The following is a 17,641-nucleotide window of genomic DNA, read 5'->3' on the forward strand; positions in this document are numbered from 1 at the left end:
AACGTCTATTCTGCATACAGGAAATTGCGATTTTTTCGCTCACCGTTTTTAAGGATTTAGAGCAGCCCATGTTTAATTCGTCATCTAATTCAAATAAAAATGTACGCATCGCCATTATTGGCACTGGTTTTGGTGGTCTAGGACTTGCCATTCGTCTCAAACAAGCAGGTTTTGAACAATTTACTCTATTTGAAAAAGCTGCCGATGTCGGTGGTGTCTGGCGTGACAATACGTATCCAGGTGCTGCATGTGATGTGCCTTCTCATCTGTATTCTTTTTCTTTTGAGCAAGAGCTAGGCTGGAAAAATCGCTATGGGACATCTCAAGAGATTTATCAATATTTACGCCACTGTGCGGATAAATATGATATTCGTCCGCATGTTCAATTTAATACTGAAATTGCCAGTGCTGAATTTGATGCCCTGCAAGGTGTATGGCACATTCAAAGTACGACTGGCGAACAGTTTGAAGCTGAGTTTCTAGTCGGTGCGGTAGGCCAACTCAACCGTCCTGCTTATCCAAAACTTAAAGGTACTGAAAACTTTAAGGGTAAGGCATTTCACTCAGCACGTTGGGACCATGATTATGATTTAACTGGCAAACGTGTTGCAGTCATTGGTACAGGTGCAAGTGCAATTCAGTTCGTACCTGAAATTGCTAAACAGGTTGCTCATCTCGATGTTTATCAACGCTCGGCGCCGTATGTTATTCCTAAACCAGATCGGGTTTACCAGCCTTTAGAGAAAAAAGCTTTCCGTAAACTGCCAATTTTGCAAAGTCTAGACCGCGCCTTGCAATATGGACACCATGAAATTCGTTTGCTGGCCTTTACAACTTCTTTAAATGAAATGCCTTTGGTGGAATATTTATTCCAGCGCCACATTCGAAAAGTTGTTAAAGATGGGAAGTTACGCCATCGTTTAATGCCGGACTATCCAATTGGTTGTAAACGTATTTTAATCTCTAACCACTGGTATGAAACGCTGACCCAACCTCATGTTGATGTGATTGATACAGGTATTCAAGAAATTACCGAACATGGCATTTTAGACACGGAAGGAAAGCTGCGTGAAGTTGATGCCATTATTTACGGTACTGGTTTTACAGCGACTGAATTTATGGCGCCAATGCAAATTACTGGACTTGATGGGCGTACATTAAAAGACACATGGAAAGATGGTGCTGAGGCTTATTTAGGTCTAACAGTAAACGGATTCCCTAACTTCTTTATGTTGTATGGACCAAATACCAACCTCGGGCATAACTCAATCGTCTATATGATTGAAAGTCAGGTGAATTATATTTTAGATGCACTGCGCACTACTTTGAAAAATAACCTGCTGTTCACCAACATTCGTGCCGAAATTCAACACGAGTTTAATCAAAATATTCAGGAAAAAATGAAAAAAACGGTGTGGGCGCAAGGCTGTACCAGTTGGTATCAAACTGCTGATGGCAAAAATACTAATAACTGGCCAGGTTTTACCCTTGAATATCGCCAACGCACTCGTCGCTTTGACATTGAAAACTACACACAGGTTTCGGCTATTTCTTAAACAAGCTTCACCATAGGAAATGAGAAAAATAAACGGAGAATTTTATGAAGTCTTTTAAAAATAAAGTCGCAGCTGTGACAGGTGCGGGCTCTGGTATTGGACAAGCACTTGCCATAGCACTCGCAAAACAAGGTTGCCATCTGGCACTTTCCGATATTAGTGAAGCTGGATTAGCTAAAACAGTCGAGCTTTTGGCACCTTATTCTGTCAAAGTCACCACTCAAAAAGTTGATGTAGCTAAGCGTGATGAAGTGGCCACTTGGGCAAAGGCAGTAGTAGATGAACATGGCCAAGTTAACCTGATTTTTAATAATGCTGGTGTCGCAATTGGTAGTACGGCTGAAGGTGTGAGCTACGAAGACCTTGAATGGCTCATTGGTATTAATTTTTGGGGCGTAGTTTATGGCACCAAAGAGTTTTTACCTTACTTAAAGCAAAGTGGTGATGGGCATATTATTAATATTTCCAGTATGTTCGGCTTAACAGCTCAACCAACTCAAAGTGCTTATAACGCTAGTAAATTTGCCGTTCGTGGCTTTACTGAATCATTGCGCCAAGAACTCGATCTACAAAATGCTGGAGTGAGTGCGACCTGTGTGCATCCGGGTGGTATTCGTACCAATATTGCCAAAGCTGCCCGCATGAATAATAGCGTCCAGTCTTTAGGAATGGACCCGCTAAAAAGTCAGGATGCTTTCGATAAATTACTTCGCACCCCTGCTGATGATGCAGCTCAACAAATTTTAGAAGCTGTTCGTAAGGACCGCCGCCGCTTACTAATCGGAGCCGATGCGAAAGCCGTTGATGTGATTCAACGTATTCTTCCACAGGGTTACCAAAAGATTTTTGCAACTGCCACTGCCTTTCAAACCCGTCTACTCAACAAATCAGCAAAATAAAAACAGTGGTCAGCATACTCTTCATTTTAAGAGATGCTGACTGATATTAAATGCTTAGTATGAGTCCTTATTATGAAGCAGCTTCTTGCATGGACTATCCGTACCACACTACGTCCAGCTTTATCCCCTAAAACACCACTAAAGCTACAACGTTTTTGTAGCGATGCAGCCAGTGCAATTGTGCTTGGGCCACGTGGCTATAAAACAAAAAAGCAAACCATTGCGCAAATACCGACAGTCCATATTCAGCCCAAAACGACTCAATCAGGACGCGGCATTTTGTATTTACATGGCGGAGGCTATGTGGTGGGTAGCTCAAAAAGTCACACTAAGCTTGCTGCTCAAATCGGACATCCAGCTCAAGCACAAGTCTGGTTACCTGAATATCGCCTAGCCCCAGAGCACACAAGCCCTGCTGCTATTGAAGATGTAATTGCAGTTTATAAAGCTTTACTTGCTCAAGGACAAGACCCGAAAAAACTCGTGATTGCTGGCGATTCTGCGGGCGGCGGACTGAGTTTAAGTACTGCAATTGCAATACGAAATGCAGGGTTACCGTTACCAGCAGCATTAGTTTTACTTTCACCGTGGGTTGACTTAAGCCTATCTGGAAGCACGATTAAAACTCATGCAGCTCAAGATGCGATGCTGTCAGAGGACTGGTTAGCATGGTGTGCAAAAAACTATTGCGGACAAAAATCGGCAACCGATGCTACCTGTTCCCCACTCTATGCCGACTTAACTGGATTACCACCTGTTTTAATTCACGTCGGTACCGAAGAAGTCTTATTGGACGATGCAAAACGTCTCGCTGAACAAACCGAAAAATATGGTATTCCGACGAACTTAAGGGTTTATGACCGAGTCGGACATGTTTTTCAATTCCACGCAGGTATACTAAACGAATCTAATGACTCGATTGAGCGCATTGGGCAATTCATTGATAAACATACACAGTCAATATAAAAATATCGCCAGAGAGGAGTCCTCGGCATGACAACAAACAATTATGACTATGATTACCTCATTATTGGTTCAGGCTTTGGTGGTAGTGTTTCTGCTTGCCGTCTAACCGAAAAAGGCTACTCTGTTGCTGTAATGGAAATGGGGCGACGCTGGGAAGCTAAAGATTTTGCTAAAAATAACTGGAATACCCGTCGCTGGATTTGGCGCCCGGGCATGAAACTTTTTGGTTATTTCAACATGCGTTTTTTTCGCCATGTCACCATTATTTGCGGGAACGCCGTAGGTGGCGGTTCAATTACCTATGCCAATACCCTACTGGTTCCACCTGAACATATTTGGGATGAAGGCACGTGGGCAGATGCAGCGGACTGGAAAAATGAAATGCCACAGCACTATGCTGAAGCCGAACGCATGCTTGGTGTGACGGATAATAAAATTTTCGGTCCTGCCGACCACATGCTCAAAAAAATGGGCGATGCAGTTGGGGTTGGACATACGTTTAAACCCACTCGTGTTGCCACTTTCTTTCCACCCGAAGGTGAACAAGGCGGCAAGACCTACCCTGACCCATATTTTAACGGCGATGGTCCAGACCGCGGAACCTGTACGGCATGTGGCGGTTGTATGACAGGTTGTAAACACAACGCAAAAAATACCTTAGATAAAAACTATTTGTACTTTGCCGAAAAAAATGGCGCCAAGGTTTACGAAGAAACCAAAGTCGTTGACGTTAAACCACTCAATGGTAAAGCCGATGGCAGCGATGGCTATGAAGTTACGACTGAATGTTCGAGCTCATGGTTTAACAAACAACGTCGTACATGGCGTGTTCGTAACGTGATTTTCTCTGCATCTTCTTTGGGTACGCAAGAAATGTTATTCCGTTTAAAACAGTCCGGTTCTTTGCCAAATATTTCTGATGATTTGGGTAATCGGGTTCGTACTAATGCCGAGTCGATTTTAGGTGTTCGCTTTTTTGGTAAAGATGTCGACATGAGCAAAGGTGTTGCCATTGGTTCAAGTATTTACATTGACCATGACACTCACATTGAAGCGACTCGTTACCAAACTGGTTCAGATGCCATGGGTCTCATGTGTACTTACATGGCGAAAGGCAAACCGGGTTGGACACGTATTTTCTTTTGGTTATGGGCACTTATTTGCCATCCATTTATTTTTCTTCGCATGAGTAATCCAGTCAGTTTTGCACGTCAGACTTTAATTTTCTTGGTGATGCAAACAGCTGATGCCTCAATTAATATGCGCTTGAAACGTAATTGGTTCTGGCCTTTTGGTAAGGTGTTATCGAGCGAAGGTAAAAAGCTACCTGTGTATATTCCACAGGCCAATGCATTTACCGAAAAAGTTGCCAAAATGTTTAATGGTCACCCGATGACGACCATTACCGAAATTTTGTTTAACGTACCTTTTACAGCCCACTGTATGGGTGGTTGTGCAATTGCTTCAAGTCCAGAACGTGGCGTGGTAGATGGACAAAACCGCGTGTTTAACTATAAAAACTTATATGTTGTAGATGGTTCAATGTTAGGTGCAAATTTGGGCGTTAATCCAAGTCTCACCATTACAGCTCTTGCAGAACGCGCAATGTCTTATATTCCGGCTAAACATACTTTGGATGAGCAACAAGGTTATAGAGCAGATGCAGAAACCATAGAGATCACTAAAGCTTCTGCCTAAAATAGAAATTTGTTTTATAAAAAAAAGCCTATTAAAAAATAGGCTTTTTTCTTTCGCTTTCTAAATTACATCGCCACGGCTTTAGCACGAGCTGCATGCAATTTTTTATAGCTCTCAATCAGACGTAAATGGCGATCAAGTCCTTCTAGTTTCATGCTTGTTGGTGTTAAACCATAGAAACGAACGCTACCATCGACAGAACCTAATACCGCATCCATTCGCGTGTCACCAAACATACGACGGAAATTCATAAGGTAGTCTTCAAGCTCTAGTTCTTCATCTAACATCACTTCAAGCACCACGTTCATGCACTGATAGAACAAGCCACGCTCAACGGTGTTGGTGTTATATTGCAAGTAAGTTTCTACAAGCTCTTTTGCTTCTTCAAACTGTTGTAAAGCCACATAAATTAGCAATTTCAGTTCTAAAATGGTGAGCTGTCCCCAAACTGTATTGTCATCAAACTCGATGCCAATGAGTGTGGTGATTTCAGTGTAATCGTCTAGCTCACATTCCTCTAAACGCTCAACCAATGCCTCAAGCTGTTCATCATCCAAACGATGTAGATTTAGAATGTCTTCACGGAATGAAAGTGCCTTATTGGTGTTGTCCCAAATCAAATCTTCAACGAGATAAATTTCCGAATAATCTGGTACTAAAATACGGCAAGCGGTCGCACCTAAATGCTCATAGACTGCCATATATACTTCTTTGCCCATCTCTTCGAGAATGCCGAACAATGTTGCAGCTTCTTCTGCATTCGACTCTTCGCCTTCGCCAGAAAAATCCCATTCAACAAAGTCATAGTCAGATTTAGAACTAAAGAAGCGCCAAGATACCAAACCGCTTGAGTCAATAAAGTGCTCAACAAAGTTGTTCGGCTCAGTGACCGCATTACTTTGGAAAGTCGGTTGAGGTAAATCATTTAAGCCTTCAAAACTACGGCCTTGAAGTAATTCAGTCAGACTACGTTCCAACGCAACTTCAAAACTTGGATGCGCACCGAAAGATGCAAACACCCCACCCGTACGCGGGTTCATTAAAGTCACACACATTACTGGGAACTGACCACCTAGCGATGCATCTTTAACTAATACTGGGAAGCCTTGCTCTTCTAGACCTTTAATACCAGCAACAATACTTGGGTATTTTGCTAATACGTCTTCAGGAACATCTGGAAGTGCAATTTCACCTTCTAAAATTTCACGTTTAACAGCACGTTCAAAAATTTCTGACAAGCATTGAACTTGGGCTTCTGCCAAAGTATTACCCGCACTCATACCATTACTTAAGTATAAGTTTTCAATTAAATTTGATGGGAAATAGACGACTTCACCGTCCGATTGGCGCACAAAAGGTAACGAGCAAATGCCGCGCTCTACGTTACCTGAGTTGGTGTCATATAAATGTGTGCCAAGTAACTCATCATCTGGGTTATAAATCTCAAGACAATATTCATCTAAGATTTCTTTAGGTAATTCACCATTTGGACCCGGTTTAAACCATTTTTCATCTGGATAATGCACAAATTCAGCATTGGCAATATCTTCACCCCAAAACTGGTCGTTATAGAAGAAGTTACAGTTTAAACGCTCAATAAACTCGCCTAATGCAGACGCTAAAGCACTTTCTTTAGTTGCACCTTTACCATTGGTAAAACACATCGGAGACTGTGCATCACGAATGTGTAACGACCATACATTCGGCACAATATTACGCCAAGATGCGATTTCAATCTTCATGCCCAAATTTGCCAAAATAGCAGACATATTGGCAATGGTTTCTTCTAATGGCAGGTCTTTACCTTGAATATAGGTATGACTTTCTGAAGTTAGGCTTGGCAATAACAATGCTTGTGCATCTGCATCGATACTTTCAACTTCTTCAATAATAAATTCGGGACCCGTTTGAATTACTTTTTTAACAGTACAACGGTCAATCGAACGTAAAATACCTTGGCGATCTTTCTCTGAAATATCGGCTGGTAATTCAATTTGAATTTTAAAGGTTTGCTTATAACGGTTTTCAGGATCAACAATATTATTTTGCGATAAACGAATATTATCGGTTGGGATATCTCGAGCGGCACAATACACTTTTACAAAGTACGCTGCGCACAATGCTGACGATGCTAAAAAGTAGTCAAATGGGCCCGGTGCCGAACCGTCACCCTTGTAGCGAATTGGTTGATCGGCAATTACCGTAAAGTCATCGAACTTAGCTTCCTGTCGAAGATTGTCGAGATAATTAACCTTGATTTCCATGCTGGCACCTAAATATTTTTATGTGTCAGCACAGACACATAAAATCTAAATATTGAAAAATAAGCCGAATCACAGCGAAGAAATTGACTTAAAAAAATGAGAGATTAAAGCCATGTGTTTAATGAGAGACTCAAGTGGCTTTAATAAGATTGGCGGTATTATAGAGGGATTTTGTGAAGTTGATAACTAAAGTTAAAACATTGCTGCTCACAATGTTTTAACTTGTCTTTAATTTAATAAATATTGAACGTTAAAACTTAAAGGTGTAATCGACATTTAACCGCGTTTCATTTGTCGAATGAAATGTCATATTACTTGGCATATCGTTGCGATAGTGAGAAAAACGAGCTCGCACTCCCAAACCTTTTAACTTACCTTCAGGAATTTTATAGCCTAAATCAAATTCCATCGACTCTTCTTTAAAACGCTGATCACCATATTGTAACAAATCAATGTCTTCGCCTTTTGCATAGCGAGTCATAAAGCGCAGACCGTTTAACGAAACATCACCTAGTCGTGCATTTTTAAAGTCATATTCATAACGAATCGAATAGACTTTTTCATCTTTATTTGAGTAGTCAGAACTCATAAAATCAAGCACAACCGGACTTTCAGTTCCTGACAAAAATGGTAAACCAGTCGAGCCAAATGACTGCATGTAGCCCAAAGAAACCGTATGGTTTTGATAGTTCAAACCAAATAAGCCACTAATATGTCGGTTATCGACCTCTCCTATTTTTTTACTTCCAGTTTCTTCACTATTAAAAAAACGCACGTCACTTAAAAAATTAAGTTGATCATTTAAAGGTTGTTTGCCGTTAAAACCTAAAAATTGTTGCTGGTAAATGTCTTTGAGTTCAGCATGGTAAGCCCGTAGACGATAATCCTTTAACTGATAGCTTCCACCTAATGTATAAAAAGAATCAGTAGTTGCCGCTTTGTCAAAACGATGGTTGATATTGTCTGTTCCAACATCGGTATAACGAATTGAGTCGCGCTGACGTACTTCGTCGACATAAAAGCCTTCGAGTTGAAGATTTGGAATTTCATTTGAAACAAAACGGATACCACGGTAAGTCTGAGGGAACAAACGCGCTGGCGATGAAAAAATGGTCGGTAATTGTGGAACTAAGTCCCCCACAAAAAGCTCATTTTTCCTAAATTTAGCCTTTCCTGTAATGCCGATTTTTCCATAATAATCATCACGCGAGTTATCGGTATTCACTGGTAATAAGCCACTACGCGCATAGTCATCAGCACGGCTTCCCATCAGGTTAAAACCTGCCATTGCCAGTACATCAACACCAAACCCAACCGCACCTTCAGTATAACCAGACTGTCCTTTAAAAATTAAACCCTGCGCCCAATCTCTACCTGCTGTATAAGGATATGGGTCTTTTTTATAGTCTCGGTCAAAGTAAAAATTACGTAGTGTTAGCTCAGCTTTACTGTCTGCAAGAAATTCGGCATGCACAACTTGACTAAATAATGGGCACAAGCATACCCCCACCCATACTGGTGTCTTTTTCATTTTTTATCTCAACTATTTAATTTTTAATGGATTAAGGTGCTGTTTTAAGCGAGTAGTTCTGCTCTTTTTTACTTCGGTAAAAAGCACTACCCAAACTTAAAATCAGGAAAATAGCCAAAATAAACACCACACCGTAATAGGCATACAGCGTTGCGGGTGCTATACCTTTATCCAGGAAGATGCCTGCAACCGTTGGCGATAAAATTGCCCCAATTCGTCCAAAACCAATTGCATAGCCCACGCCGCGACTACGGATTTCAGCATCATAAATTGTTGGAGAAATAGAATATAAACCTGCCACACAGCCATTAATGAGTGTGCCAAGTAATAACCCCACCATGAGTGCAATGCTCACTTGAGATGAGACAGCGACAAATAGGAAAACACATGCCGAGGTTAGTCCTAAAAACAGGCTTAAGGCATAGAAGATTTTCATACGTGATGCCAATAAACCAATAATGGCTGCCCCGAAAATCCCACCAATACTAATTAAAATACCAGTACTTACGCCTTGCTCTGGTGACATTCCCATTGAAATTAGAATTTTTGGTGTCCAGCTCATGACAAAGTAAAAGCCAAACATCACTAAAAAGAATGCAAACCACAAACAAAGCGTTTGAAATCCAAGTTGTCCAGCAAATAATTTGCCCAGTTCACTGCCATTTTGCGTGCTGATTTTTTCATAACGCGGCATAACTGATAGTTGATTAAGACCCATACGATTTACAGTTGTATTAATTCGTTCTAGTGCCTGTTTTGGTCGTTTCGCGAGTAAGTAATCTAAAGATTCTGGTAATAACCATGCGCTGATCAGCAGCATTGCAATGGTAGTAACCCCACCTGCTAAAAAGATTGAGCGCCAACCTAAATGCTCAATCAATGCCAGTGATAGTACCCCGCCAAGTGTCGCGCCAATTCCATAACCAGTAGACATTAAACTAACAGCAAGACTGCGCCAGCGAGCATTGGCATATTCACTTGCCAATACATTACTACTCGCAAGGATGCCCCCCACCCCAATTCCAGTAATAAACCGAAGTGCAGCTAACATGCCGTGGCTTTGTACAAAAGCACAGCCCAGCATGCTAAGACCTGCAATTACAAGACAAACTAAGATGAGTAAACGGCGACCGATTTTATCGGCTAAAGGCGCGAGAAAAATTGAACCAGCAGCCATTCCAAAAAGGCCAGCACTTAACAACAAGCCAATTTGTGCGCCTGAAAGTGACCATTCTGCTGACACGGATGGAGCAGTAAATGCCATTACCATCACGTCAAAGCCATCAATAATATTGAGACAAATACAGATCAAAATGACGAACCATTGATAGCGGCTCATGTTGTTTTGATTGATCTCACTTAGAACGTCTCTTTCCATTTGTGTATCTCCCTTGGATAAGACATACACACGACATTGCTAGATGAGCGATTGGGTGGTTATGCATATCCGTATCCATAATGACCTAGAGGAATATTTGTTTTTTGAGCATCCTGCTCTTTTTCTATACTGAATATTTGGATCCAAAAAATCAACTAAAATTATAAACGGATTATTAAAAAGTATATAAACACATAAATTATATAAGTATAAAATTATTAAAAACATAAAATTAGAATGCTTGAATATTTTTATGGATCCATATTAAAAAATCTATTATGATCGATTCCAGAGCATTTTTTAGCCAAAAAAAGCTCAGTTTATTTCCAGGAAATGCAAGATGCATTTTTAAAACATCAAAGGATTGTTGTTATGAAACTCAAAAGAGTAAGCCAGCTTACATTGGGACTTTTTTTTGCCAGCCAATTGTTTTACACGGCGCAAGCAGCACCTCCAAAAAATCAACAACCACCTAACATCATGATTATTTTGGCCGATGATCTTGGATTCTCAGACATTAGCGCCTATGGTGGCGAAATTAAAACCCCTCATATTGATAGCCTATTAAAGCAAGGAAAAATGCTTTTTAATTTTCATGCTTCATCAATGTGTTCACCTACTCGTGCACAACTTATGACAGGTGCAGATAATCACTTGGTGGGTTTAGGTGCCATGTATGAAACTTCAAAACGACAAGAAAAATTGGTTGGCGCCGATAGCCCGCGTGCACTCCTCAAAATTGATGGGTATTCAGGGCACTTAACACAAAATGCTTATACACTCGCAGAGATTTTAAAGACAAAAGATTATTACACCTTCATGGTTGGTAAATGGCACTTAGGCTATGCTCCCGAACAAAACCCTAAAGTCCGTGGTTTTGATCAATCTTTTGCTCTGCTCGATGGCTTCGATTTACATTTTAAAGACCAACCCAAAAACTATCCGCGCAATACTCAATACACAGAAAATGGTCAAAAGACCACTTTGCCAGACAACTACTACTCAACCGACTTTTTTACACAAAAAGCGTTTGAGTACTTAGACAAAAATAAAGCGCAAAAACCATTTTTTGCCTACCTAGCCTATACCGCTCCACACTGGCCACTACAAGCACCCGCTCATTATAGAGACTTATATAAAGGTAAATACGATCAAGGCTATGATGCGATTCGCAAACAACGCTTTCTTAGACAAAAGCAATTAGGATTAATTCCAGCAAACGCAGAATACCCAGTCGAGCGTGGCAACCAAGCTTTAGGCACCAAAAGCTGGAATGAACTCACCCCCCAAGAGCGCAAATACGAAGCACGTAAAATGGAAGTTTATGCGGGCATGGTTACCCAGTTAGACGACCGCGTGGGTGATGTCATTCAATATCTTAAAAAGCATCATTTATATGACAACACTTTAATTGTGTTTATGTCAGATAACGGCGCTGAAGGTGGTGATCACAATTTCCCAATGGGTGATGCCGACAATCGCTATGAAAATATAGGCAACGCCAGTTCATATGTTTATATGGGTCCACGCTGGGCCGAAGTGAGCAGCACACCATTTACCCACTGGAAGTCAGCTGCTTCAGAAGGCGGAGTACGAGTTCCATTTATTGTTAAATCGCCTGTGCAGATTTCCAAACAACGTGGAATTAACAATAACTTTGCGACAGTCAGAGATATCTTCCCCACTGTGATGGAGCTAGCGGGGATTCAAAATAATCAGGTTTATCCAACTTCAAGCACCAAAATTAAACCATCTGGTTTTAGTCTGATCCCTGCGTTTAAAGATAATACTGCCCGTATTCGTCCTGTTAATTATTATGACTTTAAAGAACTACATGGCAGCCGCTACGCTAAAACTGACGAATGGAAACTTGTTGAAAACTCACCTTCTAAATTTAAGAGCCATGGCTGGGAACTCTACAATTTAAAAACAGATTTTAATGAGCAACATAATGTTTATGCAGAACATCCTGAGATCGTCAAAGTCTTAAATGACAAATATTTAAGATATGCCGATGAAAATGGTGTTGTGGATTTTGAGCAATACAACAAAAAGTAGAGAAAACCAGATGAAACAGATCATGATGCTTTCATCGTTCCTCTTACTTTGTGCATGCCAAAAAACCACGCCTCAACTAGAACAGACCACCTTGCCCAACTTAGGCAGTAAAGCTAAATGTAATTCTTATTCGGGCCTTCCTTCGGATTGGCCTAAAAATAAAGAAGCAGGCATGGTCAAGCTTTCGCAAGGAAAAATTATTTTAGGCACCACACAAGGTTATGAAGATGAACGCCCATTAAATTTACAGGCAACTTCCGTTTCCGCTTTTTTAATTGATGCAACTGAAGTCACCAACGCTCAATTTCAAGAGTTTGTTAAACAAACGGGTTATGTCACCGATGCAGAGAAGCAAGGCGGCGCAGCAATGTTTGTACAACCTGAGCATCCAGTTGAAGAATTAGAGTGGTGGAAATTTGAAAAAGGCGCCAATTGGAAACATCCATGGGGGCCAAACGACCCTAAACAACCAGCACCTCATGAGCCTGTTCGCATGGTGACATGGAATGATGCCTACGCTTATGCAAACTGGCTGGGTCATGACTTACCGACTGAGCTTGAGTGGGAATATGCAGCCAAAGGTTTTCAGCAAAATTCCGATATTGGCCCTACCCACGAAGGCCATATTGTAGCCAATTTCTGGCAAGGCGAATTTCCTTATAAAAACATTCAGGAAGATGGTTTTAAGGATGTTGCCCCTGTTGGTTGTTTTAGTAAAAACCCCTTTGGTTTGTATGACTTGATTGGCAATGTATGGGAATGGACGCAAACACCCTACACAGGATTACGAGATCATCATATGGGGGATCCATCGAAATATCGGCAAAGTCACGAACAGATTTTGCAATACACGATTAAAGGTGGATCTTATTTATGCGCTACCAACTATTGCGCGCGTTATCGTGCTGCCGCGAGGCATCCACAAGAACTCGACCTTGCAACTAGCCATGTCGGATTTAGAACAGTAAAACGCTTTTAAACGGATTTAAAGATGAAGCATATTTTTATTTATGGGATTTTCTTCTCAGGGACGACCCTTGCCTGTTGTTTAGCTCATAGTGAAGTCGATGTTAATTTTCAAAATACACTCACACTAAAAACATTCAACTTCGACAGACAATATGAAAATGGTACTAGCCCCGATACTCATAGCTTAAGCCAAGGTCTGATCTATCGTGGCAACTGGTCAACCAAACTGAATGAGGTTCAACTACACCTCAATCCAAGCATTCAATATGCTTATCGTCTAAGTAGAGACCAACACACCAATGATATGGTCATACCCTTTGACCCTAACACAAAGAAACAAGCACAAGATCAAGTTAAATATGGCTTAGGTGCTGGAGTTGAATATCAAAAATTTCGCATGAATATAGGGGAAATTATTCCCGACTCACCCCTTACCCCACAAGTCGATACACATCAATTACGGGTGAACTATAAAGGCTTAGAATTAAAATATAAGACACCACAACAAAATTTCGAGCTGGGTTTGATTAACCGTTATTCACCAAAAAATGAGGAGGACTACCACAAACTCGCCATATCAAAACATGAATCTAACGGACTCTATTTCTTTCAATGGGACGGCAATACACCTCGGTACCACTGGAAATTTTATAATGGTTACTTAACAGATCTCATCAATCAAAGTTACTTTGCTTTTGATTATCAATGGACAAAGCAGCACACCACAAAATTACGTGTGTTTCGCCACGATGATGTCGGCAAATCAAAGCTTGGTGAATATGACAATACATCTGTAGGGGCCATGCATTTCATTAAACATGGAAACTTTACAACTGGAATTGGCTATCAAGAAAACTTTAGCAAAGATGGTATTCCAAAACTCGACAATATGCCCATCCCGCACATGGTGAACTGGACCTTAGGCGCGTTTACCAAAGCAGATGAAAAATCTTATCATTTCGTTGCCTCGTATGACTTTAAAGACTATATCAAGGGTCTAAAAGTGACCTATAAATATATTTATGGCGATTCATTTCAAACCATGAATCAAAATGATTTTGAGCAAGAAAGTGATGTATTGATTCAATACGACCTAAATGCTTGGATTAAAAATCTTAAGTTTCTTTTCTTAAATATTAACTACGATACCAAACACGGCAAAAGTCTGGATGAACAGCGCATGATGCTTCACCACACTGTTAATTTCTAAATCTCTACACTCCCATAATGGCTTAACCATAGCCATTATGGATCCAAATTAAAATGAATAAAAAATTTCACTCTAAAATTCAAAGTAAATATAAAAGTCTTTCATAGCAATTAAAAATACACAAAACAACCAAATCAAAAGATCAATATTTTTTAAAAAATATACTGCTTATCAATTGACCAATATTTTTATTTATTATAAATTGGATCCAATAAGTGATAAGGAGTCGTCACAAATGTTTATTAAAAATGCTTGGTATGTTGCCTGCCGCCCAGAAGAAATCCAAGACAAACCATTAGGTCGCACTATTTGTGGTGAAAAAATTGTTTTTTATCGCGGTAAAGAAAACCACGTTGCAGCCGTTGAAGATTTTTGTCCGCATCGTGGTGCCCCTCTTTCACTTGGCTATGTCGAAGATGGCAACCTCGTGTGTGGTTATCATGGACTAGTGATGGGGTGTGACGGAAAGACCGTTTCAATGCCAGCTCAACGTGTAAATGGTTTCCCTTGCAATAAATCATATGCAGTTGTCGAAAAATTCGGTTTTATTTGGATATGGCCAGGCGAGAAAGCTTTAGCAGATGAAGCAAAACTGCCAACTTTAGAATGGGCAGATCATCCTGAATGGAGCTATGGCGGAGGCCTGTTTCACATTCAGTGCGACTATCGCCTAATGGTCGACAACCTGATGGATTTAACCCACGAGACCTATGTTCACTCAAGCAGTATTGGGCAAAAAGAGATTGATGAATCATTGCCTGTGACTAAAGTTGACGGTGACCATGTGATTACCGAACGCTATATGGAAAATGTGATCGCACCTCCATTTTGGCAAATGGCCCTTCGCGGCAACCACTTAGCAGATGATGTACCAGTTGATCGTTGGCAACGTTGTCACTTCTTTGCTCCAAGTAATGTTCATATTGAAGTGGGTGTCGCACATGCTGGACATGGTGGTTACCACGCACCGAAAGACAAAAAAGTTTCCTCAATTGTGGTCGATTTTATTACACCGGAAACTGAAACCTCTCACTGGTATTTCTGGGGAATGGCGCGTAATTTCCAGCCAGATAATGCTGAACTCACCGATCAAATTCGTGAAGGACAAGGCAAAATCTTTACTGAAGATTTAGAAATGCTGGAGCAACAGCAGCAAAACATTTTAAACAACCCACATCGCAAGTTACTGATGCTTAATATCGACGCAGGCGGTGTCCAGTCTCGTAAGGTCATTGACCGACTACTTGCCGAAGAAAATAAAACGCCTCCTGAAACATCCGCACAGAAGTTTCCAAACATTCGGATTATTTAAAGGAGTATGAACATGGACGTTATTATTCAAAAAATTCACCAGCTTACCCCGACCATTCGTGCATTTGAATTGGTTGCAGCAAATGGTACGGAGCTACCTAATTTTGAGGCAGGTGCACATATTGATGTGCATCTTAAAAATGGTCTCACCCGCCAATATTCACTTTCAAACTGCTGCACTGAAAAACATCGCTATGTCATTGGTGTTTTAAATGATGCCAATTCACGCGGTGGTTCACGTTGCATCCACACCGAATATCGTGAAGGTGACCTTTTAAAGATTGGTGAGCCGCGTAATTTATTTGAAATTCACCCTCAAACAAAACAGGCCGTTTTATTTGCGGGTGGTATCGGTATTACCCCTATTTTGTCGATGGCATATCGGCTTAAGTCGGCCAATATTCCTTTTGAATTACATTACTTCGTTCGTAGTCATGAAATGATTGCCTTCTATGGCAACTTAACCGAGCACTTTGGTGACCAAGTTCATTTTCATATTCAAGATCAACCCGACACCGAATGTAAAATGGCAGAGGTTTTAGGCCAAGCTTCATCTGATAAACACTTATATGTGTGTGGACCTACAGGGTTTATGCAGTTTGTCATGAGCTCGGCTGAACAAGCTGGGTGGTATAGTGAACAGTTACATCAAGAGCATTTTGTCGCTCAAAAGGTAGATACGTCCAACGATGAAGCTTTTACCATTGTAGTGAAAGGTACAGGCCGCCGAATTGAAGTATTACCAGAGCAGACTGCTACGGAGGCATTAATTGCAAATGGTTTTGATATTCCTGTTTCATGTGAACAAGGCATTTGCGGGACCTGTATTACCCGCGTTGTAGAGGGCACGCCAGATCATCGGGATATATTTATGACCGATGAGGAACATGCTTTGAACGACCAATTTACGCCCTGCTGTTCTCGTGCAAAAACTAAAAATCTTGTGATTGAGCTTTAATTCTTTAAGTTCCTTTATTCGAAAATAAAGGAACTCATTTCACCTTAAGCGCTGAGAACATTTCTTAGCGTTTCACCTAAAATCACCACGCTACTGTGCTCACGCATTAAGGTTTCAGCACGCCCTGCCTGACGATGTACCAACGCATCGAAAATCGAACAATGCTGCAAATGTGCATAGTGCAAACGGCGATATTCCGACAAAGCTTGATTCTGGTCATAGGTAATGGCTTGAGCAGAAGCCATCGGCAATTGATTATTTTTCGCTAAGGCTTGGATGAGGGCGACGTTTTGTGCACCCTCAATAATCGTGTCATGAAAAATGACATTAAAATGGTGATAACGTTCCAGTTCAGCATCGCCAAACTCGTCTGTTTCATTAAAAAGTTTTTCAGTTTCTTGAATACAATGTTGCAGCGTCTTTTTCTGCTCTTCGCTTAAGCCTTGTTCTGCCAAAGTTTTTGCAGCCAACCCTTCAAGCACACCGCGAACTTCGAGCGCATCATGAACAAGTTGCTCTGAAATTTCACGAACTGTATAACCACGAGTTGGGTTTTTAATGAGGAGGCCTTCTTGCTCGAGCAACCGAAAGGCAATACGAACAGGCTGCCTTGAAACGCCAAGTAACTCGGCAGTCGGAATTTCGGCAATTCTGGCACCGCCCTCAAGTTCCCCTGAAATAATCATTTTTCTTAGTTTAAGTAAAACTTGTTGTCCTGAAGACATTCGCTGCCACACATCACCAAAAACGTCACTTCGATGCTAGCAAGTTCATTTGTAAAATGAAATAAATTTTCTGTTTGAATCAGTGCTTAAGCATTTCTGTAGATTTTAAAAAATTAAT

At 40.8% G+C, this 17,641-nt stretch carries 13 protein-coding genes; 9 read left to right on the forward strand and 4 right to left on the reverse strand.

Features of this window, described 5'->3' with window-relative positions; translation table 11 throughout:
* Positions 1–68: 68 nt before the first annotated feature.
* The 4 genes from AAC388_RS12755 (at position 69) to AAC388_RS12770 (ending at position 5,119) form a co-directional block, all read left to right on the forward strand.
* The gene (locus tag AAC388_RS12755) at positions 69–1,556 is read left to right on the forward strand and encodes an NAD(P)/FAD-dependent oxidoreductase (protein ID WP_342370747.1); all 1,488 of its coding nucleotides are present in this window, start codon (positions 69–71) and stop codon (positions 1,554–1,556) included.
* 44 nt (positions 1,557–1,600) lie between these two features.
* Entirely contained in the window at positions 1,601–2,455 is an 855-nt protein-coding gene (locus tag AAC388_RS12760; RefSeq protein WP_202732776.1) for an SDR family oxidoreductase, read from the forward strand.
* 72 nt (positions 2,456–2,527) lie between these two features.
* Complete coding sequence (locus AAC388_RS12765; protein WP_280585259.1) at positions 2,528–3,421, forward strand: alpha/beta hydrolase; 894 nt, start codon at positions 2,528–2,530, stop codon at positions 3,419–3,421.
* A gap of 27 nt (positions 3,422–3,448) precedes the next feature.
* A complete protein-coding gene (locus tag AAC388_RS12770; RefSeq protein ID WP_342370748.1) occupies positions 3,449–5,119 on the forward strand; it encodes a GMC family oxidoreductase in 1,671 nt (556 codons plus the stop codon).
* A 65-nt stretch (positions 5,120–5,184) separates the two neighbouring features.
* Here the strand turns inward: AAC388_RS12770 and AAC388_RS12775 are convergent, their stop codons facing one another.
* The 3 genes from AAC388_RS12775 to AAC388_RS12785 all read right to left on the reverse strand — a co-directional run bounded on the left by AAC388_RS12775 (position 5,185) and on the right by AAC388_RS12785 (position 10,292).
* Complete coding sequence (locus AAC388_RS12775; RefSeq protein ID WP_342370749.1) at positions 5,185–7,383, reverse strand: OsmC domain/YcaO domain-containing protein; 2,199 nt, start codon at positions 7,381–7,383, stop codon at positions 5,185–5,187.
* A gap of 250 nt (positions 7,384–7,633) precedes the next feature.
* On the reverse strand, positions 7,634–8,914 hold the full coding sequence (locus AAC388_RS12780; RefSeq protein WP_342370750.1) for an OprD family outer membrane porin: 1,281 nt from the start codon (positions 8,912–8,914) through the stop codon (positions 7,634–7,636).
* A 31-nt stretch (positions 8,915–8,945) separates the two neighbouring features.
* Positions 8,946–10,292 (reverse strand): MFS transporter, encoded by a 1,347-nt coding sequence (locus AAC388_RS12785; RefSeq protein ID WP_032004056.1) that lies wholly within the window; start codon positions 10,290–10,292, stop codon positions 8,946–8,948.
* A gap of 372 nt (positions 10,293–10,664) precedes the next feature.
* Here AAC388_RS12785 and AAC388_RS12790 point away from each other — a divergent pair, with 372 nt between their 5' ends.
* From AAC388_RS12790 to AAC388_RS12810, 5 genes are all read left to right on the forward strand, one after another.
* Positions 10,665–12,350 carry an arylsulfatase gene (locus AAC388_RS12790; RefSeq protein ID WP_342370751.1) on the forward strand — a complete coding sequence of 562 codons (1,686 nt, stop codon included), beginning with the start codon at positions 10,665–10,667 and terminating at the stop codon, positions 12,348–12,350.
* Positions 12,351–12,375: 25 nt separating this feature from the next.
* Positions 12,376–13,329, forward strand: a complete 954-nt coding sequence (locus AAC388_RS12795; RefSeq protein WP_342371580.1) for a formylglycine-generating enzyme family protein — start codon at positions 12,376–12,378, stop codon at positions 13,327–13,329.
* Between the two features lie 12 nt (positions 13,330–13,341).
* Positions 13,342–14,529, forward strand: a complete 1,188-nt coding sequence (locus tag AAC388_RS12800; protein ID WP_342370753.1) for an OprD family outer membrane porin — start codon at positions 13,342–13,344, stop codon at positions 14,527–14,529.
* Positions 14,530–14,764: 235 nt separating this feature from the next.
* Positions 14,765–15,841: an aromatic ring-hydroxylating dioxygenase subunit alpha gene (locus AAC388_RS12805; RefSeq protein ID WP_069036816.1), complete on the forward strand. Its 1,077-nt coding sequence runs from the start codon at positions 14,765–14,767 to the stop codon at positions 15,839–15,841.
* Positions 15,842–15,853: 12 nt separating this feature from the next.
* Positions 15,854–16,798, forward strand: coding sequence for a PDR/VanB family oxidoreductase (locus AAC388_RS12810; protein ID WP_342370754.1), 945 nt, complete (start codon positions 15,854–15,856; stop codon positions 16,796–16,798).
* Positions 16,799–16,842: 44 nt separating this feature from the next.
* On the opposite strand, the gene AAC388_RS12815 is transcribed toward AAC388_RS12810, so the two are convergent.
* A complete protein-coding gene (locus tag AAC388_RS12815) occupies positions 16,843–17,535 on the reverse strand; it encodes a GntR family transcriptional regulator (RefSeq protein ID WP_005802836.1) in 693 nt (230 codons plus the stop codon).
* Positions 17,536–17,641 lie beyond the last annotated feature (106 nt).

This window comes from Acinetobacter sp. D009 (genome assembly GCF_038562025.1).
GTDB classification, from domain to species: Bacteria; Pseudomonadota; Gammaproteobacteria; order Pseudomonadales; family Moraxellaceae; genus Acinetobacter; species Acinetobacter pittii.

Coding starts and splice junctions, on each gene's coding strand:
- AAC388_RS12780 (WP_342370750.1), bottom strand. CDS start 8,914: ATGAAAAAGACACCAGTATGGGTGGGGGTATGCTTGTGCCCATTATTT.
- AAC388_RS12795 (WP_342371580.1), top strand. CDS start 12,376: ATGCTTTCATCGTTCCTCTTACTTTGTGCATGCCAAAAAACCACGCCT.
- AAC388_RS12775 (WP_342370749.1), bottom strand. CDS start 7,383: ATGGAAATCAAGGTTAATTATCTCGACAATCTTCGACAGGAAGCTAAG.
- AAC388_RS12810 (WP_342370754.1), top strand. CDS start 15,854: ATGGACGTTATTATTCAAAAAATTCACCAGCTTACCCCGACCATTCGT.
- AAC388_RS12760 (WP_202732776.1), top strand. CDS start 1,601: ATGAAGTCTTTTAAAAATAAAGTCGCAGCTGTGACAGGTGCGGGCTCT.
- AAC388_RS12800 (WP_342370753.1), top strand. CDS start 13,342: ATGAAGCATATTTTTATTTATGGGATTTTCTTCTCAGGGACGACCCTT.
- AAC388_RS12755 (WP_342370747.1), top strand. CDS start 69: ATGTTTAATTCGTCATCTAATTCAAATAAAAATGTACGCATCGCCATT.
- AAC388_RS12805 (WP_069036816.1), top strand. CDS start 14,765: ATGTTTATTAAAAATGCTTGGTATGTTGCCTGCCGCCCAGAAGAAATC.
- AAC388_RS12770 (WP_342370748.1), top strand. CDS start 3,449: ATGACAACAAACAATTATGACTATGATTACCTCATTATTGGTTCAGGC.
- AAC388_RS12765 (WP_280585259.1), top strand. CDS start 2,528: ATGAAGCAGCTTCTTGCATGGACTATCCGTACCACACTACGTCCAGCT.
- AAC388_RS12790 (WP_342370751.1), top strand. CDS start 10,665: ATGAAACTCAAAAGAGTAAGCCAGCTTACATTGGGACTTTTTTTTGCC.
- AAC388_RS12785 (WP_032004056.1), bottom strand. CDS start 10,292: ATGGAAAGAGACGTTCTAAGTGAGATCAATCAAAACAACATGAGCCGC.